Below are 21665 nucleotides of genomic sequence, written 5' to 3' on the forward strand. Positions count from 1 at the left end.
TAGGATATGAAATTATTTCAGTGTACCAATTGTAAGAATACAGTTGTTTTTGAGAACAATAAATGTTTAAACTGCGGTTTCAAACTTGGGTATTCTTCATATTATAATAAAATTGTTTCATTAGATCCTGATGCTACCGCATGGCAGGTTGACGAACTTGATGGAAAAACCTATGAGTATTGTGAAAACTATAAACACAAGGTTTGTAATTGGCTTGTAGATGTTTCTAGAGGTCGCAAGTTTTGCCTTGCATGTACTTTAAACAGAACTATTCCACATCTTTTAGATGAAGACAATTTAGAAAAGTGGAAACATATTGAAATTGCCAAACATAGATTAATATATCAACTCTTACGTTTTAGGTTACCTGTTGTTAGTAAAATTACAAATGACCAAAAGGGTTTTTGTTTTGATTTTTTAGACAAAGATGATTTGCCAGAAGGTTCCAAAAGTTTAAAAACGGGGCATGCAGATGGTGTAATTACTCTTATGATAGCCGAAGCAGACCCTGTTGTTCGTGAGCAGGTAAAACAGCAAATGGCTGAGCGTTATAGAACTTTGCTTGGGCATTTTAGGCATGAAGTAGGGCATTATTATTGGGATTTGCTTATTCGTGATAATCCAGATGTATTAGCAGAATTTAGAAACGTTTTTGGTAATGAATCCGAGTCTTATGCAGATGCATTGTCTAATCACTATAATAATGGTCCACAGGCAAATTGGCAGCGAAGTTTTATTAGTAAGTATGCATCATCTCACCCATGGGAAGATTGGGCAGAAACATGGTCTCATTATTTACACCTGACCGATGTTCTGGAAACAGCCTATAATTTCGGATTAAAATCTGACCCAAAGATTACGGCTAAGAAAAATCTGAAAATGAATGCTAGTTTTGACCCTTACAAAGAAATTAAATTTAAGAAGGTTATGGATACGGGTATACCGCTATTATTCGCATTGAATAGTATGAACCGTTCAATGGGCGAAGATGATCTTTATCCTTTTATAATTTCAAAACCTGTAGAGAAAAAATTAGAATTTATTCATAATTTATTGAGAAAGGTCTAGTCTCTACTAAAACCTTCTCCAAAACGGTAGGTTGCAATAATACCATGAGTATTACCTAATGGAGAATTGTTAGTTGCTACGTTGTAACTGTAAATTGCTCTAATATTTTTAAAAAGATATACTCCGGCTAATAGATTTAAAGATGAGTTTGTTCTGTAGCCAGTTCCTAGTTCAAAACGGTTTCTAAAACTTACCGATATATTCATGTCCGCCTGAAAAGGAGCGCCATTTTCATACTTTAGTAATACGTTAGGTTTAATCATTAATTCTTCAAATTTATTGGAGAAGAATCGGTAACCTAAGTATCCGTAATAAGGTACATTGATTTGAACATTATTATCAGAAACTAGCATATCACCAATTACATTGGGGGTTGAGAAGCCTACATAAACATCGGCAAGATTTAAAAGAAACCCTAGCCCGATAGTGGGTATTGTGGCATTTATGTTCATGGCAAAGTTGGGGTCGTCCATAATACCAAGTTCTAGTAAATTATCTTGATATTGCTGCACACCTGGTGATATAGAAAAGGATAATGAGTTGGGGGTGTATATTTGCCAATAAGGTCTGTTTTTTTTGGTATCAAAAAAGATTTTATATGAGTAAGTGGCAAAAGCACTTGTTGAGGTGGTAACTCCAACTTCATCACGAATTAACCCTGCGCCTAACCCAACTTTACCTCGGTTTAGAGGAGTATGAAAACTTAGGGCGAAACTTTTAGGACTACCTTCAAATTGATTAAAAGTACCGGTGTTACTAATGCCGATTTCTGCACTTGGAGCCAATCCTGCAAAAGCAGAATTCACTAGGTACGGGTTGTAATTGTACTCTGAGAAAGTAGGAGTTTGCTGAGCCAATACGTTATTGGTGTATGCAACAAGAACAAATGCTATTAAAGCGATATTTTTATATAAATTCTGCATGCTATTATCGCTTTAATACAAGATAACCTTGTGTTTTTCTTAAAATAGTTTCTCCTTCAATTTGAATGTTGAAGAAGTAGGTTCCCGTTGGTAGTTGGTCAGCTCCTAATTTGGTCTGCACATTTGCAGTACCTGAAAATACGTTAGATACATTATCGTAGTTTTCAATTTGAAAGACCATTGCTCCCCATCGGTTATAAATACTGACCACATTTTCAGGGTAGTAATCTATGTTTTCAATATGCCAATATTCATTAATTCCGTCGCCATCTGGTGAGAAACCGTATTTGGTTTCGTCTTCGGGAATCATAGTTGTAAACGATTGTAACTCGCAACCAATAGCTTCACCTACACTGTTGTAGGGTGTTATGGTGATATAGATTTCAGAATCAAAAGGAAGTTCTTCTCCATGAGTATAGCTTGTAGTATTACCCATATCAATAGTATCTAATATGTCATTTTCCTCTGCGGAAGTTCCTATGGAAATGTAATAACCATCTGTATGTTCAACTTCATCCCATGAAATAGTACTTTCTAATGATACATCAGTTTCACCGTTAGCGGGACTCATTAATACGGCGCAATCAGGTGCTATAATTTCAGTGGTGAAATTTTCAGAAATACACCCTTCTGCTATACCGGAAGAGTTGTAAGGGGTTATATATACATATATAAGAGTTTCGGAAGGTAAATCTTGACTTAAAGTATAACTGGTCAAAGATGCAACATCTTCATTGTTGACAATATCGGTACCGTCTTCCGTGGTACCTATTGAAATGTAATAACCATCAGCTTCGTTTGCAGCGTTCCATTCAATATCGGTAGAAACAGAAATATCATTGCCATTTTGTAACGAAGGTATTAGAGTTGTACAGACTGGTATTGGTCTTATGGTAATGTTCTCAGAAGTACAGCCAATGGCATCACCAATTTCGTTGAAAGGGACAATAGTAATCGTTACAGTTTCTCCAATATTAAACTCATAGGGGAATGTGTAAGTAGTATCTAAAATTTCCAGATTAGTAATATTATTCTCAATACTATTGCTTGATGTAATGGTTAGTCTGTAACCATTTGCATCTGTAACAGCGTTCCATGTAATTTCGTTCAATTCGGGAACAACATCACCATTTATTGGAGAAATTAGAGTAGTACAGTTAGGAACCGATTTAATAGTGAAACTCTCTGTAGAACATCCAATAGCTTCACCAGCGGCATTATAAGGAACAATAGTGACCGCAACTGTTTCTCCTTGCTCAAAATCGTTGGTAAAATCATGGGTGTTTCCAGCAGTGATATCTAATTCTAATACATTGTTTGCTATACTGTTATCTGCATTTACGGATAATACATAACCAACAGCCTCAGGTACTGGTGCCCATTCTAAATTAGTGTTGATGGCAACATCTACGTCGCCGTTGGCGGGAGAAATTAAAGTGGTGCATTGAGGAATTGCTTCAATAGTAAACGTTTCTGTATTACAACCGATAGCATTACCAGATTCATTATATGGAGTTATAGTAACTGAAACTGTTTCTCCTTGCGTAAAATCTGAATCAAAATCTATCGCAGTCGTTGTTGTTTTTCGGTCGATAAAGTTATTGGCAGTGCTATTGCTCGCATTCACGGTTACGAAATAGCCGAGTGCATCGGTTACGGCATTCCAAGAAATTGAAGTGCCTATGTCAACTGCTGTAGCTCCATTTAATGGCATGCTCAAACTAGTACAAGAAGGTACCGGTTTAATGGTAAATGATTCTGAAGTACAATCTATAGCTTCACCTGAGTTGTTAAAAGGTTTAATGGTAACCGTTACCGTTTCGCCTTGTATGAAATCATTGGTGAAATCATAAGAATTCGCGATGACATCTACTTCGTTTAAGTTGTTGTCTGTGCTTTCACTTGCTATGACAGTTAATTTGTAGCCAGTTGCATCGGTTACGGCATTCCAACTAAGATCTGTATCATTATCAACATTAACAGCATTATTTAATGGTGATATTAAACTTGTGCATGATGGTAATGGTGGTGGTATTATGGTAAAACTTTCAGAAGTACAGCCAATGGCTTCTCCATTATCATTGTATGGTTTAATAGTAACCGTAACTGTTTCACCTTGTATGAAATCATTTGGAAAATCGAACGTTGTATCCGATGTTATTTCAAAATCGGTCATGTTATTTGCAGTACTGTTGCTGCCAATAACGGTTATTCTATAACCATTGGCATCTGTAACTGCATTCCACGCTATAGAAGTATCTATAGCAACATTTGTATCGTTATTTGTAGGACTTATTAGTGTTGTACATTCTGGTGGACCCGCTGTTTCAAAAGTGTACTCTGTACAACCTGAAGAAGGACCATTAATGTTGTAGGCGATAATAGAAACGTGAATAGTTTCATTTTCAGGTAGGTCGCTTACAAAATCGTATGTAGTTTCATTGCCAAGATCACCTGTAAATATGTCTGAACCACCAGATGTTGTACCAACCGTTAATCTATAGCCGTCTGCTGAACCTGAACCATTCCAGCTTAAATTGGTATCTAAAGGAACTTGTGTGGCACCATTTGCGGGTGAATTTAAAATTGGACATGATGGCGGACTTGTAGAATCGCCAGTAGTAAAGCTTTCTTCGATACAGCCTGCCGCATCATCAACATCGTTATAGGGTATAATAGTTACATAATAAGTTCTACTTTCAAGTAAATCGTCAGGAATATCATATGTTGTAACATTACTTACATCAACATTATTTACTATTTCGTTACCACCTTCGGTTAGACCAACAATAACAAGATAACCAGTTGCTTCGGGAACTTCCGTCCAACTTAAATTTGTATCAATAGCCACATCTGTTTCTTGATGTGCAGGACTAATTAAATTAGTACATGTAGGTGCAACCGGTATTGTTTCTGTATGAAAAAATTCTTCGGTACAACTATCAGCAGGTCCTTGTTCATTATACGGTATAATAGTGATGAAAATATCACTATCTTCAGGTAGGTCTGTTACTAGATCATGTGTAGTAACATTCTCTACATCAAAATTATCTAAAATATCATTGGCTCCTGCAGATGTTCCTATCGTTAATCTATAACCGTCAGCATTAGATATTGCATTCCAGGTTAAATCTGTTGTTACTGGCACATCACTATCGTTATTGACAGGTGTTACCAAAGAGGTGCATTCTGGTATGGTAGGTAGTGTGTTTGACAGGGTGAAACTCTCTTCGTTGCAAACACCAGAGTTACCTTCATCGTTAAAAGGTACAATGGTTACATAAACAGTGTCGCCAGTATTAAAATCTGAAGCAAATTCGTATGAAGTCTCGTTGATTATAGTTTCATTATTTACAATATCGTTTCCGCCAGCAGTTGTTCCTACAGTTAAGTAATAGCCTTGAGCAAATTGAGCGGCATCCCAAGTAAGGTTTGTGTTAATGGGCACATCTGTTGCTCCATTTAAGGGTGAAGCTAATTGTGTACATTCAGGAATAGGACAATCTCGAACATCTTGGCTGAATGTCCAACCAAAATTATCTATCATAGACTGTCTTTCTTCTTGCGCATCACAATAGGGCAGACCTTCTGCTCCTAGGGTAATACCACTGTTTAATGTTTGTTCAGACCAAGCAATAAGGGTCGCATCGTAATTTTCTCTTACCAAAGCGGTATGATCTAACATATCACTCATATTAGTAACACCGCTTACATCCCATTCGGCAAGGCTTTGGTCTAATGAAGTGGCATTGTCGAACATAGCACGCATGCTTACATTACCTGGATTCCATGAATCCATAACTTGGTTATATGCAGATGCATTTTTAAACATATAATCCAAATTGCTTACACCTGTTATACGCCAATTGTTTATATTTTGGTTGAAAACAGTTGCGTCGCTGAACATTTCTTCCATAGTAGTGACACCTCTTACATTCCAATCTCCAATAGCTTCATTAAACGCAATGGCGCCTTTAAACATATCTTCCATGGTAGTTACAGAGGCTACGTTCCAAGAGTTCATACTTTGGTTGTAACTGGTAGCTTCGTTGAACATAGCTTCCATTGTGGTTACAAATGAAACGTTCCACGCATCAATGTTTTGATTAAAGGCGGTTGCACCACTAAACATTTCTTGCATAGTTAAAGCTTCGCCTGTATTCCAATTGGTAAGTGGTTCATTAAAAGCCAATGCGTTTTTAAACATAGCAGCAAAGTTGGTTACCACAGCTGTGTTCCAGTTGTTTAACGGTTGGTTGAAAGTTTCAGCGCTTTCGAACATGGACGGCATTAGCGTAACCGATGATACGTTCCAATTATTTAGTGGCTGATCAAACAATAGGGCATTTTTAAACATAGATGACATGTTGGCCACGGCACTTACATCCCAATCTATTAGAGGTTGATCAAAAACTTCTGCGCCATTGAACATTTCGGACATGTTTACTACAGAGTTTACGTCCCAGCTATTTAATGGCTGGTTAAAGCTTAGAGCTGAATTAAACATGGAAGACATGTCTGTTACATTTGTTACGGACCAACTATCTATGTTTTGGTTAAACTTTTGAGCATTGTAGAACATAGAACCCATATTGGTTACCGAGTTTACATTCCAATTGTTTAGAGGTTGATTAAATACTTCGGCATTACTAAACATATAATTCATAGTAGTAACCGATGATACGTTCCAATCATTTAAAGGTCTATCAAATGATTCAGCGCTTCTGAACATAGAGCTCATATTGGTAACTGAAGAGGTGTCCCAATCATTTATGTTTTGGTTAAATAGCTCCGTAGATCCAAACATTCTATACATAGAGGTAACCTTAGAGACGTCCCAATCTATCGGTTGATTAAATACTTTTGCATCATAGAACATTGAACCCATATTGGTGACATTACCCGTATTCCATGAATTTAGGGGTTGATCAAATTCTCTAGCGCTATAGAACATACTGGTCATGTCAGTAACATTGCTTACATCCCAGGTGTTTAAAGGTTCATTAAAAACATGGGTTCCTTTAAAGGTAGAATCCATGTTCGTTACATTACTAACATCCCAACTATTTAAATTACCATTGAATAATTTGGCATTTTCAAACATTTCGGACATATCGGTTACATGGGTAAGGTCAGGGATATCTGTAGCATTATACTCCATGTTTTCACATCCAAAGCAAGCTCTTTGCATGGATTGATACTCATGTGTTCCCCACTGGTCAATAGATATGACTTCATCGGCATCTCCGTAATAGTTATAAGGAGCGGGAAAATCGCCAATAATAGCTATCGTATAGATTCCAGGAGTATTGTATATGTGCGTAAGATTACCCGTAACATTATTGTTGTATTCGCTATCCCCCCAATCAACGGAATAATTGTAGCTGTAACTAGAGTTTCTTTGAATTCTAAAATCAAACTGATCAGTACCGTAAGCAGATCCAAGCCTAGTGTCAATCGTAAATTTATAGGCCGCTGGACTATTGACCCATGAAGGTACTACGGTAAAGCTAAATTCTTCACAGCCAACTGCCGGACCCTCACCATTATAAGGTGTAACGGTAATAAAAATAGTATCGCCTGGAGTAAATTCGTTGGTAAAGGTTAAAATTTGTACGTTACCAACATCATAATTATTTGCAGGGCTTCCATTGATATTTACAAAACTACGTACTCCACCTCTTTCAACTTCTAAGTCAATATAGTAACCTGTTGCATTTGGTGCGGCAGCCCAATGTATATTAGAATTTGCAGGAACATTTGTATCTCCTTCGGCCGGGTTTGTAATTGTTGTGCAGAACACATTTGAACAGTTAACGATGTCTCCCGTAATATTCCAATTATGGGTGTCAATAAGTTCTTGTCTTGCAAGTCTACCATCACAATATTTTAAGCCAGTAGCTCCTAGTTCAACATCATCTTCTACTTCTTGTGTGGACCAACCTATTAAAGTAGCATCATAATTTTCTTCTGATAATCCAGCGTTGGATAACATAGATGACATATACCTAACAGATGTAATATCCCATGGAGATAAATCTTGATCAAAAGCACTTGCATTGGCAAAAGTACTTCTCATACTAGTTACTGCTGCAGTATTCCAATTATCTAAAGATTGATTAAACAGGGGGGTATTTGCAAAAGTATTATCTAAATTGGTAAGCGAAGTAATTGACCAATTGTTAAGTGGCTGATTAAATTGCGTTGCGTTATCGAACATACTACTCATATTCGTAACATTAGAAACGTCCCAGCCTTCAATATTTTGGTTAAAACGTGAATCATGAAACATATTACTCATGTTGGTAACACTGCTTACGTCCCAAAGGTCTAGTGGTTGGTTATAAGCAGTTACATATGTAGATGCCCAACCGGCAAACATATTGCTCATATTGGTTACGTTACTAACATCCCAACCATTTAGTGGTTGATTAAAAGAAGAGCTTTCAAACATACCCGACATGGTGGTTACATTACTAACATCCCATTGATCTAAAGGTTGGTTAAAATCTTTTAAGCTACCGGCACTACCAAATGTCCGGTTCATGTTGGTTACATTGCTAACGTCCCAATCATTTAAAGGTTGATTAAAACTATTGTTTTGGGCAAACGTACTGGCTAAGGTGGTTACATTACTAACATCCCATAAATTTAAGGGCTGGTTGAACGAACTATTTTGGAACATTCCAGAAATATCCGTCACATTGCTAATATTCCAATTATTTATTGGTTGGTTGAAGGGTGTTAGGTAAAACATGCTTGCCATTGTGGTAACATTACTAACATCCCATAAGTTTAATGGCTGATTAAATTCTCTGGCATAATAAAACAAATTGGACATGTCCGTTACATTGCTAACATTCCAATTGTTGATGTTTTGATTAAAGTCTTCGGCATGATAAAACATATTAGACATTGTCGTCACCGCAGCTGTGTTCCAACTATCCAATGGTTCATTAAATAGTTCGGCTTCGTAGAAGGTATAAGACATATCCGTTACTTCCCTGGTGTTCCAATTTGCCAAAGGTCTATTGAATGTTTCTGCTTCATGAAATAAACCAGAAATATCATTAATAGTGCTGGTATCCCAATCATTTACAATTCCATTAAATGAAGTACAACCTCTAAACATCTGTTTTAAAGAAGTCACTTGAGCAAGGTCTGGAACGTCAATTAAATCAAAATTCAAGTTTTCACAACCATAAAAAGCATTTTCCATGGTTTGCCATTCAATGTCTCCCCATGCTAGTATTTCTATAATCTTTAGTTTGTCATTTACTTCTTCATCGTTAAAATAAATAGAAGGAAATGTACCGCTTATTTGAACGGTATATGTGCCTGGTGTAGCATAGTCATGGGTAATATTACCCGTCACGCCAGTATCCGTTGCTCCATCTCCCCAATCTACGTCATAATTATAGGTTGTATAAGATGGGTTGGTTGGTATGGTAATTTGTGTGGAAGTAGAGGAGCCAGATTCTGTATTGTTGGTATTCCAAACAGAATTAAATGATTGAGAAAAAAGATTAACACTTAAAAATAAAAGAAAGAGGGTGATACTTTTTTTAAAAGTTGGCATGCTAGGTGGTTTGATCGAAGGTTTAATCCAAATATGCCTATGAAAATTAAGTGCTAAAATTATTTGTTGTGAATTGACGTTTTATCGGTGTAAAGCCCTCTTTTTCTGATAAAATGCATGAATATTAATTTTTTACAAATAATGACTTACTCGTAAGAGATAGTATTTATTTTTTTAGAACAACAGTTATGATTTTGTCTGTGTTAATTTTAAAGTGAGCAAAGAAAGATTTTAAATGTCTACCAAAAAAGAAACAGATTACATTAAATTTAAACTAACCCACCTCCCTAAATTATTGGTAAAAACTTTTAATTCTTGGATGGTAAAAGAGCCTTTTCAAATTAGCGCGGTAATTGCTTATTATGCAATTCTTTCTCTCCCAGGTTTGTTGATTATGATTCTTGAAGTAGTAGGTAGTATTTGGGGAAAGGATATAGTAGAAGGTGAGTTGTTTTCTGAAATTTCATCGGCTATGGGTTCAGATACTGCTGAATCTATTAGAGAAATGATAATGTATAGAGGTAATGATAATACCTCTATGATAGCTACAGTTTTAGGTGTTGGGGTTTTGATATATGGTGCAACGGGTGTTTTTTATCAGTTACAGAATGCTTTGAACGATATATGGAAAGCCGAACCTAAATACACTAATGAAATATTATCCACCCTTTTTATGCGATTAAAAGGCTTCGGTTTTATTCTAATTTTTGGATTTCTGCTACTTATAAGTTTTGTGGTAACCTCTTTTTTATCCGCATTTTCAAAACAACTTTCAAAACTGTTGCCAGACGGTGTTTTGGAAATTGGTTTTGGATTAGACCTACTGATATCGCTAGGATTTATTTACTTGTTATTTGGGGCTATGTTTAAATATTTACCCAGTACCTATGTACGGTGGAAAGCCGTAAAAGTGGGAGCTGCACTTACTGCACTTTTATTTTTAATAGGTAAATATGCATTGGCTTTCTATTTTGGAAAAGCTGAACCCGGCTCTACCTATGGCGCAGCCGGGAGTATTATTTTGGTGATGCTTTGGGTATCTTATTCTAGTTTAATAGTCACCTTTGGAGCGCAGTTTACCAAGATTTATTCAGATAAATATGTAAAGGTTAATTAATCTTTTTCATTTTATCATGAATTTCTTTCAGGCATAAATTACCTAGACTACCTTCATGAGTATGGTGTATATCTCTTTTAGGTGTAAAAGTACCTTCATTAATTTCCATACCCATTTTCTTATAGGCATCTCTAAAAGGCATTCCATTTTGTACCAATTCATTTAAGGTATCTACACTAAACAGGTAGTCATATTTTGGGTCGTCTAGAATACTATCGTTCACCTTAATTTCCTTTAAGCTAAAGGTCAAAATTTCTAAACAAGCTTTCATGTCTTGTATAGCAGGTACAATAATTTCTTTCACCAGTTGCAAATCTCTATGGTATCCACTTGGTAAATTATTAATTACCAAGGTTAATTGATTTGGAATGGATTGTAGCTTGTTGCACTTACCACGAACAAGTTCAAAAACATCTGGGTTTTTCTTGTGTGGCATAATGCTAGAACCTGTTGTTAACTCATCTGGGAATGAGATAAAATCAAAATTCTGACTCATGTACAAACAGATGTCCATTGCCATTTTAGATAAGGTAGCTGCAATATTAGCTATGCCAAAAGCGGTTGCCTTTTCAGCCTTTCCTCTACTCATTTGTGCTGCAACTACATTGTATTTCATAGTTTCAAAACCCATTTCTTCGGTAGTGAAACTACGGTCAATGTCAAACGAACTACCATAGCCGGCAGCACTACCTAACGGATTTTGATCTGCAACTTTATAGGCTGCTTCGATAAAATAAAGGTCATCTATTAGACTCTCTGCATAGGCAGAAAACCAGAGTCCGAATGAGGAAGGCATGGCAATTTGTAAATGCGTATACCCCGGTAACATAACATCTTTATGTTCTTGTGCTTTAACCAATAATAAATTGAAAAGCGATTTTGTCATTGACTTTATCTCTGTCAATTCATCTTTTAAATATAAGTGCATTGCCACAAGAACTTGATCATTTCTAGAACGCGCTGTGTGTATTTTTTTACCAGTATCACCTAAGCTTAGGGTTAGCAAATATTCAATTTTAGAATGCATGTCTTCAAAAGAATTTTCGATGGTAAAAGTTCCCTTCTCAATTCTTGCTGCAATATGGTCTAACTCATTTACAAGCTCAACAGTCTCTTTAGGAGAAATCAGTCCTATTTTTCCAAGCATTTTAGCGTGAGCTTTAGAAGCTATTACATCATACTTAGCTAAGTGGAGGTCTAATTCTCTATCATTTCCAACCGTAAAGTGGTCAATCTTTTTATCGGTGCTAAATCCTTTATCCCAGAGTTTCATATGTTGTCAGTTATCAATTATCAATAAAGCAATGAACAATGCTTATTGGTAATTGGTTATTGTTAATTGTTGATTGAAAGGAAGCCTTTTAATATTTTAATATACAAATCTATACCTTCTTCTATTTCATGTACATAGATAAATTCGTTTGCAGAGTGGGAGCGTGTACTGTCTCCTGGTCCTAGTTTTAACGATTGACAACTTAATGCCGCTTGATCAGACAATGTTGGTGAGCCATATGTAGTTCTGCCTAATGCAATACCTGATTTCACTAATGGGTGGTCTTTATCTATTTTAGATGAATTTAAGCGCAAAGATCGTTCCTTTAATTCGCATGGAGCGTCCTTCTTCAGTAAATCTGCAACTTCTTTATTACTATAAGCGTCATTTACACGAACATCTATTACTAAATCTACTTGGGCAGGTACTACATTATGCTGTTTGCCAGCATTAATTTGTGTAACGGTCATTTTTACATCACCTAATGCTTCAGAAGTTTTCTCAAATTTATAGTTCTTGAACCATTCTAATACTTTGATAGAATTGTAAATGGAATTATCATCGTTAGGATGTGCCGCGTGTGAGGGAGTACCTTTTACCACAGCATCAAAAACGACCAATCCTTTTTCGGCAATAGCAAGTAACATTAGCGTAGGTTCGCCAACAATAGCAACATCTATATGCGGAAGTCTTGGTAATAAGCCTCGTAAACTATTTTCACCGGCATTTTCTTCTTCAGCTGATGCCACCATAAGAATGTTATGATTTAAATCTTCAGCATTATAATAGTGAACAAAGGTTGCTAGAAGTGATACTAACGGTCCGCCGGCGTCATTACTTCCTAATCCGAATAACTTGCCATCTTCAATGTGGGGCAAAAAAGGGTCTTTTGTATAAGCACTATTCGGTTTTACGGTATCGTGATGTGAATTTAGTAACAAAGTTGGTTTACTATCGTCCCAAAATTTGTTCTTCGCAATAATACTGTTGCCGTCCCTTTCGTTTGGTATATCATACTTTGCTAGCCAGGCTTGTATAGCATCGGCTGTTTTATCTTCTTGTTTAGAAAAAGATTCTATAGAAATAAGTTCTTTCAATAAAGATATGGCGCTTTCTGTAAGTTCTGTTTGGTTCATCTTAAAGTTGTATTGTAGTGAACAGTTCTGTTTTTGTATCGAGCATGGTTACATCGCCTAGGCATACTTTTGCTACGCTATTGTTTAATGCATGAAAGCAATTATGAAGCTTTGGTAGCATTCCGTCAGCAATTATTCCATCAGATAAAAGCTCTTTATACGTTTCTGTATTGATGTTTTTTACAACACTATTTTCGTCATTAATATCTAATAAAACACCTTTCTTTTCAAAACAATAATATAAAGTGGTTTCGAAGGTTGCTGCCATACCTATTGCAATTTCAGAAGCAATGGTATCAGCATTCGTATTCAATAATTGCCCAGCTCCATCATGTGATAAGGCACAGAATATAGGTGTTAATTCAGCAGACAACAGTTTGGTTAGTAAGTCTGAATTTACACCATCAATATCACCAACAAAGCCGTAATCAATTTCTTCAACGGGGCGTTTATGTGCTTGTATACTATCACCGTCTGCACCACTTAAACCAATAGCATTGGTCTTTTTGGCTTGTAGTTGCGCAACAATTTTCTTGTTTGCCAAACCGCCATAAACCATGGTAATGATATCTACAGTTTCAGCATCGGTAATACGTCTGCCATCTATCATTTTAGATTCAATACCTAGTTTTGTCGCTAATTGTGTTGCTAGTTTTCCGCCACCGTGAACTAATATCTTAAGACCTTCAATTTTAGAAAAAGCAGTTAAGAATGTATCTAAAGCATTTTTATCTTCAATGACATTACCGCCAATTTTTACAACACTTAATTTACTTTTCATAGTCGGCAAATTTAAACATGAGAACCATAGCAATAATTAAAATAATGTTGCTGACGGGACCCATATAGGTTTTCCAATGCGCAGTGCCGTGGTCAATATCTGCCATATTAACTATGAATAAGATTAGGGCAAATAAAGCGATGCCAATATAGATCCACTTATTAATTTTCATTGCTTTCTAATATTTTCTTTAATACTAATTGTGCTGCATAAGTTCTGTTGTTCGCTTGTTCAATAACTAAAGACTGTTCGCTATCTAAAACTTCATCTGCCACAACTACATTTCTACGCACAGGAAGGCAATGCATAAATTTTGCTTTACCCAATTTTTTAAGGGTCATTTGCCAGTTTGTATCCTGAGATTTTATTTGTCCGTAGTCGGTATAGCTACTCCAATTTTTTACGTAGACAAAATCAGCATTTTCCAAAGCCTTTTCTTGGTCGTGTTCAATAGTGCAATCTTTGGTAATGTTTGGGTCTAGTTCATATCCTTTTGGGTGTGTAATTACAAATTCGGCATTTTGCTTCTGCATCATTTGTACAAAAGAATTGGCAACTGCATGCGGTAAAGCCCTAGGGTGTGGTGCCCAAGATAAAACGACCTTTGGGTTGTTCTTAAAATTTTGTTCTTCAAGGGTAATGGCATCGGTCAATGCCTGTAGTGGATGCCCAACGGAACTTTCCATATTTACGATAGGTACAGATGCGTATGTTTTAAAACCAGTGAGAACTTCTTCGGCTTCATCTAATGCTTTGTCTTTTAATCCTGCAAAAGCACGAATAGCAATGATGTCGCAATATTGAGAGATTACCTGTGCAGCTTCTTTTATATGTTCAGAAGTACCTTGGTCCATAATTGTACCATCAGCATATTCTAAAGCCCAACCTTCACTACCAAAATTCATGACAATGACTTCCATACCTAAGTTCATAGCTGCTTTTTGAGTGCTTAAACGTGTACGAAGCGAGTTGTTAAAAAATAGAAGTCCGATAGTTTTATCGCTACCAAGAGCTTTGTATTTTTTAGGTTGTTTTTTGAGCGATATGGCTTCTTTTACCCAAGTGGATAAAGAGTCGATATCATTTATAGAAAGGTAATTCATGATGCTGTAATTTTTGTAAATGTGCTTTTATTGTTAATGGCGTCGGTAATAAAATTATCGTGTAAGCCGTTGGTGATCCAAGTTTCAATACCTGCTTTTTGGGCAATGGTAGCTGCATCTATTTTAGATTGCATTCCGCCAGTACCATGGGTAGATTTAGATGCACCAATTTCTTTTAATAATTCACTTATCTCAGATGCCGATTCAATTGTCTTCGGAGTAGTAGTGGCTAATGATGATTTGGTATAAATTCCGTTAGTATTAGTAGCTATAATTAAGATGTCTGCAGATAAAAGCGATGCCGTTAAACTTGCCAGCTTATCGTTGTCTCCAAACTTAATTTCATCGGTAGCTACGGTATCGTTTTCATTGATTATAGGAATAAAGTTATTGGCAACAAGAACATTGATGGTGTTTTTAATATTGGCTCTGGTCTTCTCTTTTTCAAAATCTGAATAGGATAATAAACACTGAGACGTAAATAGGCCTAGTTCTCTGAAATTCTCTTGAAAAATACGCATTAGATGTGGCTGACCAATTGAAGCCAATGCCTGTTTTACATTGATTTCTTCGCCATTATGTTCAATTTTTACGAATTGTTTGGCTGCGGCGATAGCCCCAGAACTCACGATAATAAATTCGTACTCCTCTTTTAAAGCAGCTATTTGCCTACCAATATCCTCAATTTTACCACGAGAAATATGGTCAGTGTCTTTCGTTAAGGTATTGGAACCTAATTTCAATAAAATTCTCTTTTTCAACATTCTAGTTCTAATTTTGTCAGGCTAATTTTTATGTTTACCTAACTCCTTTTTTAGGTTATGGCTGCGCTTAACAGTACACTCTTATCATTTGTTTTACCAACAATTGATTACCTATCTAACTTGTCCATTCCCTTTTACATACCATTTGTTGGTAACCAAATGTTGTAAGCCTATAGGACCACGTTGGTGTAATTTGTCTGTACTAATAGCAAGTTCACCACCAAGTCCAAATTGTCCACCGTCAGTAAAGCGAGTTGATGCATTATGATACACGGCAGCAGTATCTACAGATTGCATAAAAATGTCCGCTTCCTCTTCATTTGTAGTGATGATAGCTGCAGAATGACCGCCTCCATAGGTGTTTATGAGTTCTACCGCTTCTTCTACATTAGGTACTTGCCCTAATACTACCTTATAATCTAGAAATTCTTCATACCAAACAGATTCGTTCTCCATTTCAGAAGTATCGTCCATACCGGCTAGTTTGCTATCGGTTAAGATTTCTACCTTATATTTTTTCAATGTTTGAATCAAATGACTTAAAAATTCAGCCTTACGGGGCAAATCTCTTGATATAAGTACTTTGTCCACCGCATTACAAGCTGATATTTTAGTTGTCTTTGCATTTACGATAACATCTAATGCCAATTGTAAGTCTGCTTCTTGCGAAACATATACAAAGTTGTTTCCACGACCACTAACAATTACAGGGCATTTAGCGTGCTGCTTTACAAAAGCAATTAGTTTTTCGCCACCACGAGGTACTATTAAATCGAGTTTTTGTGTCGGATGTTCTAAAAACTCCTGTGTTTCTACTCTAGAATAGTTGAGGTAGGTTACCCAATCTGCGGCACAGTCACAAGATTCTAATGCTTTATGCCAAAGGTTGACCAAGACTAAGTTAGAGTTCAGTGATTCTTTACCACCTTTTAGTAAAATTTTGTTTCCAGATTTAAATGCGATTCCGGCTGCTTCAATAGTTACATCTGGTCTAGATTCATAAATAATCATGATAGTACCAAAAGGAGCCGTTTTATTGCTGATCTCTAAACCATTGTCATGTGTAAATTGAAAACGTTCTACATGTAAAGGGTCGGGGAGAGTAGCTAATTTTTTTAAAGAAGATACCATTTCAGCAACCTTGTCCTTATTCACTTTTAAGCGATCGATCATGGCAATGTCGCCTGATTCAAAAGAATTTAAATCTTTCTCATTGGCAGACATTAAAATAGATTCTTCTTGTTGTACCAATTCTGCCATACGTTTTAGTACGGCATTTCTTTTTTCTAAACTGAGTGTTGTTTTCATGATAATACAGTCTTAAGAGCTGTGAAGAACACGTCTAAATCTTGTTTTGTAATATTCAAAGCCGGTAAAATTCTAAGTACCGTTTTATCTTTTGCTCCGCCAGTAAACAAGTGTTGTTCGTGAATTAATTTTTTACGCAAATCGGCAACTTGAAAATCGAACTCCAGCCCCAACATTAACCCTCTTCCTTTTACGCGTTTTACCTGCGGAATTTCCTTTGCTTTTTCATTAAAGTATACTCCCAGTTCTTGCGCGTTGGTTATCAAGTTTTCGTTTTCAATAACTTCAAGTACAGCTAAAGTGGCTACACATGCTAAATGGTTTCCACCAAAAGTGGTGCCCAACATGCCATATTTAGCCTTAATGCTTTCATGTATAAGCACCCCACCAACAGGAAAACCGTTACCCATACCCTTTGCAATACTGATGATGTCTGGTTGAATGTTATGATGTTGAAATCCAAAAAACTTACCACTTCTACCAAATCCGCATTGTACTTCATCTGCAATTAATAAAGCATCGTTTTCTTTACACAGTGCTGCTACTTTCTGTAAAAAATCGGTAGTAGGTTCGTCTAGCCCGCCAACGCCTTGAATAGCTTCAACAATTACCGCACAAACATTTTTTGAAATCTCTCTTTCAAAACCTTTTATGTCGTTCAGGTCAAGAAATACAACTTCATGCTGTTGGTTTAATTCGGCATTTATAGACGGATTGTCAGTAGCTGCTACTGCTGCAGAAGTACGTCCATGAAATCCGTTATTGAAGGCAATAACTTTAGATTTTTTGGTAACAAAAGATGCCATTTTCAGTGCGTTCTCATTTGCTTCTGCACCAGAATTACATAAAAATAGATTGTAATCTTCGCAACCAGAAACTGAACCTAATTTTTCGGCAAGTTCTACTTGAAGCGGATTTTGAACCGCATTGCTATAAAACCCTATTTTGTCCAATTGATTTTTTAGACGCTCCACATAATGTGGGTGGGTATGACCAATAGAAATTACGGCATGCCCGCCGTAAAAGTCTAAATAATCTTGTCCTTTATCATCGGTAACAACAATTCCTTTTGCAGAAACGGGAGTAACATTATACAGTGGGTAAACGTCAAATAATTTCATAGTAAAATTGATTCAATTCAATGACTTTAGGGCTTGACCCTAGGCTTTTTATTTGGTTTTAAATTCGGTAATCTTGTCGTAAGAGGCGATAATACCTTGTATTAATGAAGAGCTAAGCCCTTGGTGTTCCATTTCGTTCAATCCTGTTATGGTACAACCCATTGGCGTGGTAACACGATCAATTTCTTCTTCTGGGTGGTTGCCAGAATCAATAAGTAAACTTGCTGCTCCGTTACACGTGTGCATAGCCAATTCTTGTGCTTCTTTAGCATCAAAACCAAGTTGTATGGCACCTTGTGTAGTAGCACGTATTAAACGCATCCAAAAAGCAACACCACTGGCACAGATAACCGTTGCCGCTTGCATTTGACTTTCCGGAATTTCCATAGAATGCCCCATTCTATTAAAAATAGCCTTGGTGAGGTCTATTCGTTTTTTTCCTTTTTCATTACTGCAAATACACGTCATGGATTTACCTACTGAAATCGCAGTATTGGGCATACTTCTAACAATGTAATTATCCTTACCTATAACATCTTCTATTTTCGCTATGCCAAAACCAGTAATGGTAGATATCACGACATGATTTTCGTTCAATAAATCTTTAATACTTTCTAATATGGCGCTGAAATGTACAGGTTGTACCGCAAAAATTAGGATATCTGAGTTTTGTACCGCCAAACGGTTATCGTTGGTTACGGTAACATTTTCAATTTTTTCAAAATCCGCGATAGACTTTGTGTCTCTTTTGGTAAGGTACATGCTGGTGGCACCATTACTTTTAAGAATTCCGTTTGCAATTGAAAGTCCTAAATTACCTGCACCTATAATGGCTATTTTCATGTTTGTATTATATAAAGAGTACTAAGTAAGAAGTATTAAGTAAAGCGTAAATACTTAATTCATACTTTATGTTCACTTCTTATGATTAGACCCTATTAATATTTATTTTCTTTTAAAATGGATTTATGATTTCCATCAACCATTACTTAAAATTTTAGCTTTGTCAATATCGTTTATTGGTAACTGAGCTTAGCCGAAGTTAAAAAACTCCCGCTTTCAAATTTAATCCTAGGTTTTCTTCTAGTCCGAATATTAAATTCATATTCTGTACCGCTTGTCCAGATGCCCCTTTTAGTAAATTGTCAATGGCAGAAGTGATGAGCAATACATCTTCATGTTTATGTAAATGTATGTGGCATTGATTGGTGTTAACCACTTGCTTTAGGTTAATAGGTTCATCAGTTATTTGGGTAAATACTGCATCCTTATAGAAATCTTTATATATTTTATTGGCTTCGGCTAAACTACCTTCGAATTTGGTGTATGATGTGGCTAATATGCCACGTGTGAAATTACCCCTGTTTGGCATAAAAAATAGATTGCCTGTATCTTCTTGGAAAGAATGAAGGCTTTCATTGATTTCACCTAAATGCTGATGTGTAAATGGTTTGTACCAGCTTACATTATTATTTCTCCATGAAAAATGAGAAGTTGCAGACGGACTAACACCTGCACCGGTACTGCCGGTTACGGCATTAATATGAACTTCATTTTCTAAGAGATTCTCTTTTGCCAATGGTAACAATGCTAATTGAATTGCCGTGGCAAAACAACCAGGATTTGCTATATATTTTGCGCTTTCAATATCAGATTTAAATAATTCTGGCAAGCCATAAACAAATTGCTTTCCGTCAAAATTAGCATCGGCGTGTAATCTAAAGTCATTGCTTAAATCAATGATTACAGTATCTGAAGAAAAATCATGTTCCTTTAAAAATGCGGTAGAGTTCCCATGCCCTAAACATAGAAAAACAACATTTACGTTAAGGTTGACATCTCCCGTAAATTTCAGGTCTGTAGTCCCTAATAAATCCGGATGCGCAGTAGTTACCTTTTTTCCAGCCCTAGTAGTACTGAATACAAAATCTATTTCTGTTGCCGGATGATTTAATAGAATACGAACAAGCTCTCCGCCCGTATACCCTGAACCGCCAATAATACCTGCTTTAATCATAATTTTATTTTGTGTAAAGAGTATCTAGTAATAAGTATTAAGTACGAAGTACATGAACAACACTTTTAATTTTTTACTTAATACTTTGTACTCATTACTTAATACTATTTTTCCTAACTCCTAATAACTATTTATCCCCATTAACATGGTTATATATTTTTCCTGAATTCGATAGAATTTTAATAAATCCTTTAGCATCATCTGCGGTCCAGCCTTTATTTACTTCGCCATATTTACCAAAAGCATCGGTCATTAAATCATGCTCAGAAGAAATACCGTGTAATCTAAATTGAAAAGGGTACAGGCCAACAAAGACATCACCAGAAACTGTTTTTTGGGTATCGGTCAAAAAGGTTTCAATGTTTCTCATTACGGCATCTAGGTAATTACCTTCATGCAATAGCATACCGTAAAAATTACCTTGTTGTTCTTTTTGATATTGCTGCCATTTAGTAAGCGTATGCTTCTCTAGCAAGTGATGTGCTTTTATTATAATTAATGAAGCAGGAGCCTCAAAACCAACTCTACCTTTGGTACCTATAATGGTGTCGCCAACGTGGATATCTCTACCAATAGCGTACTTTGAAGCTAATGCTTCTAGTTTTTCAATATTTGCAACTGGGGTATCTTCTTCACCATCAATAGCTACTAACTCTCCTTTTTTGAAAGTTAGTTTTACATCTGTAGGGTTCTTCTCTTGTAATTGGCTTGGGTAAGCAGTATCGGGTAACGCTTTTTCAGAAGTTAAGGTTTCTTCACCACCTACAGATGTTCCCCAAAGTCCTCTGTTGATAGAGTATTTTGCCTTTTCCCATGGGTAATCTACTCCGTTATCTTTCAAATAAGCAATTTCTTCCTCTCTAGCTAATTTGTTATCTCTAATAGGAGTGATGATTTCAATTTCTGGAGCTATGATTTGGAAAATCATATCGAAACGAACTTGATCGTTACCTGCACCTGTACTACCATGTGCAATATAACCGGCACCTACTTTTTTAGCATAGTTTACAATTTCAATTGCCTGAACAATACGCTCTGCACTAACAGAAAGAGGGTAGGTGTTGTTTTTTAATACATTACCAAAAATAAGGTACTTCACCACTTTGTCATAAAAAGTCTGTACGGCATCAATTGAGGTGTAAGAGGATGCACCTAGTTCAATTGCTTTTTTCTCGATTTCCTTTATTTCATCAGATGAAAATCCGCCTGTGTTAACGCTTACGGCATGAACTTCAAATCCTTTGTCTTTTGATAAATGTTTAGCGCAATAAGATGTATCTAATCCGCCGCTGTAAGCTAGTACTAATTTTTTCATTATAATATGTTCAATTCCGGTAAAACCGGGTAATTATTATTTTGGTTTGATAGGGTTAGAAAAGAGCAGCTAGAAAAAAGATAATAGAAGTTAGAGAAGAGATGTTAGGAAAAAGGTTGATAAACCTTCAGCATTCAGCTCATATTTTTTAATTTTCTAT

The 21665-nt window shown here is 36.2% G+C and carries 14 protein-coding genes; 2 read left to right on the forward strand and 12 right to left on the reverse strand.

Features of this window, described 5'->3' with window-relative positions; translation table 11 throughout:
* The first annotated feature begins 6 nt into the window (after positions 1-6).
* A complete protein-coding gene (locus PXD56_RS12025) occupies positions 7-1068 on the forward strand; it encodes a zinc-binding metallopeptidase family protein (protein WP_276493592.1) in 1062 nt (353 codons plus the stop codon).
* Here the strand turns inward: PXD56_RS12025 and PXD56_RS12030 are convergent.
* Both PXD56_RS12030 and PXD56_RS12035 read right to left on the reverse strand, forming a co-directional pair.
* The gene (locus PXD56_RS12030; protein WP_276493593.1) at positions 1065-1991 is read right to left on the reverse strand and encodes a PorP/SprF family type IX secretion system membrane protein; all 927 of its coding nucleotides are present in this window, start codon (positions 1989-1991) and stop codon (positions 1065-1067) included. The two genes, PXD56_RS12025 and PXD56_RS12030, sit on opposite strands and share 4 nt — an antisense overlap.
* Positions 1992-1995: 4 nt before the next feature.
* Entirely contained in the window at positions 1996-9570 is a 7575-nt protein-coding gene (locus tag PXD56_RS12035) for a BspA family leucine-rich repeat surface protein (RefSeq protein WP_276493594.1), read from the reverse strand.
* A gap of 235 nt (positions 9571-9805) precedes the next feature.
* Between PXD56_RS12035 and PXD56_RS12040 the strand changes: the two genes are divergently transcribed.
* Positions 9806-10687: a YihY/virulence factor BrkB family protein gene (locus PXD56_RS12040; protein WP_276493595.1), complete on the forward strand. Its 882-nt coding sequence runs from the start codon at positions 9806-9808 to the stop codon at positions 10685-10687.
* On the opposite strand, the gene argH is transcribed toward PXD56_RS12040, so the two are convergent.
* The 10 genes from argH to argG form a co-directional block, all read right to left on the reverse strand.
* Positions 10680-11960, reverse strand: coding sequence for an argininosuccinate lyase (gene argH / locus PXD56_RS12045; RefSeq protein ID WP_276493596.1), 1281 nt, complete (start codon positions 11958-11960; stop codon positions 10680-10682). The genes PXD56_RS12040 and argH overlap by 8 nt on opposite strands.
* A gap of 62 nt (positions 11961-12022) precedes the next feature.
* Complete coding sequence (locus tag PXD56_RS12050) at positions 12023-13096, reverse strand: M20 family metallo-hydrolase (protein ID WP_276493597.1); 1074 nt, start codon at positions 13094-13096, stop codon at positions 12023-12025.
* Between the two features lies 1 nt (position 13097).
* Positions 13098-13877: an acetylglutamate kinase gene (argB, locus tag PXD56_RS12055; RefSeq protein ID WP_276493598.1), complete on the reverse strand. Its 780-nt coding sequence runs from the start codon at positions 13875-13877 to the stop codon at positions 13098-13100.
* A 161-nt stretch (positions 13878-14038) separates the two neighbouring features.
* Complete coding sequence (locus PXD56_RS12060; protein WP_276493599.1) at positions 14039-14980, reverse strand: Rossmann-fold NAD(P)-binding domain-containing protein; 942 nt, start codon at positions 14978-14980, stop codon at positions 14039-14041.
* The gene (gene proB, locus PXD56_RS12065; RefSeq protein WP_276493600.1) at positions 14977-15744 is read right to left on the reverse strand and encodes a glutamate 5-kinase; all 768 of its coding nucleotides are present in this window, start codon (positions 15742-15744) and stop codon (positions 14977-14979) included. The genes PXD56_RS12060 and proB overlap by 4 nt, the downstream gene beginning before the upstream one ends.
* Positions 15745-15855: 111 nt before the next feature.
* Positions 15856-17052 (reverse strand): glutamate-5-semialdehyde dehydrogenase, encoded by a 1197-nt coding sequence (locus PXD56_RS12070; RefSeq protein ID WP_276493601.1) that lies wholly within the window; start codon positions 17050-17052, stop codon positions 15856-15858.
* Positions 17049-18173, reverse strand: coding sequence for an aspartate aminotransferase family protein (locus tag PXD56_RS12075; RefSeq protein WP_276493602.1), 1125 nt, complete (start codon positions 18171-18173; stop codon positions 17049-17051). The genes PXD56_RS12070 and PXD56_RS12075 overlap by 4 nt, the downstream gene beginning before the upstream one ends.
* A 48-nt stretch (positions 18174-18221) precedes the next feature.
* Positions 18222-19016, reverse strand: a complete 795-nt coding sequence (proC, locus tag PXD56_RS12080; protein ID WP_276493603.1) for a pyrroline-5-carboxylate reductase — start codon at positions 19014-19016, stop codon at positions 18222-18224.
* A gap of 199 nt (positions 19017-19215) precedes the next feature.
* Complete coding sequence (argC, locus tag PXD56_RS12085) at positions 19216-20190, reverse strand: N-acetyl-gamma-glutamyl-phosphate reductase (protein WP_276493604.1); 975 nt, start codon at positions 20188-20190, stop codon at positions 19216-19218.
* Positions 20191-20317: 127 nt separating this feature from the next.
* Positions 20318-21505: an argininosuccinate synthase gene (gene argG, locus PXD56_RS12090; RefSeq protein WP_276493605.1), complete on the reverse strand. Its 1188-nt coding sequence runs from the start codon at positions 21503-21505 to the stop codon at positions 20318-20320.
* Positions 21506-21665: the final 160 nt, after the last annotated feature.

The sequence above is a fragment of the Maribacter zhoushanensis genome (assembly GCF_029350975.1).
Taxonomy (GTDB): Bacteria; Bacteroidota; Bacteroidia; order Flavobacteriales; family Flavobacteriaceae; genus Maribacter; species Maribacter zhoushanensis.

Excerpts from the sequence above, each read along its gene's own strand:
- PXD56_RS12030 (WP_276493593.1), bottom strand. The coding sequence starts at position 1,991 with ATGCAGAATTTATATAAAAATATCGCTTTAATAGCATTTGTTCTTGTT.
- PXD56_RS12040 (WP_276493595.1), top strand. The coding sequence starts at position 9,806 with ATGTCTACCAAAAAAGAAACAGATTACATTAAATTTAAACTAACCCAC.
- PXD56_RS12050 (WP_276493597.1), bottom strand. The coding sequence starts at position 13,096 with ATGAACCAAACAGAACTTACAGAAAGCGCCATATCTTTATTGAAAGAA.
- PXD56_RS12035 (WP_276493594.1), bottom strand. The coding sequence starts at position 9,570 with ATGCCAACTTTTAAAAAAAGTATCACCCTCTTTCTTTTATTTTTAAGT.
- proB (WP_276493600.1), bottom strand. The coding sequence starts at position 15,744 with ATGTTGAAAAAGAGAATTTTATTGAAATTAGGTTCCAATACCTTAACG.
- PXD56_RS12070 (WP_276493601.1), bottom strand. The coding sequence starts at position 17,052 with ATGAAAACAACACTCAGTTTAGAAAAAAGAAATGCCGTACTAAAACGT.
- argH (WP_276493596.1), bottom strand. The coding sequence starts at position 11,960 with ATGAAACTCTGGGATAAAGGATTTAGCACCGATAAAAAGATTGACCAC.
- proC (WP_276493603.1), bottom strand. The coding sequence starts at position 19,016 with ATGAAAATAGCCATTATAGGTGCAGGTAATTTAGGACTTTCAATTGCA.
- PXD56_RS12060 (WP_276493599.1), bottom strand. The coding sequence starts at position 14,980 with ATGAATTACCTTTCTATAAATGATATCGACTCTTTATCCACTTGGGTA.
- PXD56_RS12025 (WP_276493592.1), top strand. The coding sequence starts at position 7 with ATGAAATTATTTCAGTGTACCAATTGTAAGAATACAGTTGTTTTTGAG.
- PXD56_RS12075 (WP_276493602.1), bottom strand. The coding sequence starts at position 18,173 with ATGAAATTATTTGACGTTTACCCACTGTATAATGTTACTCCCGTTTCT.
- argG (WP_276493605.1), bottom strand. The coding sequence starts at position 21,505 with ATGAAAAAATTAGTACTAGCTTACAGCGGCGGATTAGATACATCTTAT.
- argC (WP_276493604.1), bottom strand. The coding sequence starts at position 20,190 with ATGATTAAAGCAGGTATTATTGGCGGTTCAGGGTATACGGGCGGAGAG.
- argB (WP_276493598.1), bottom strand. The coding sequence starts at position 13,877 with ATGAAAAGTAAATTAAGTGTTGTAAAAATTGGCGGTAATGTCATTGAA.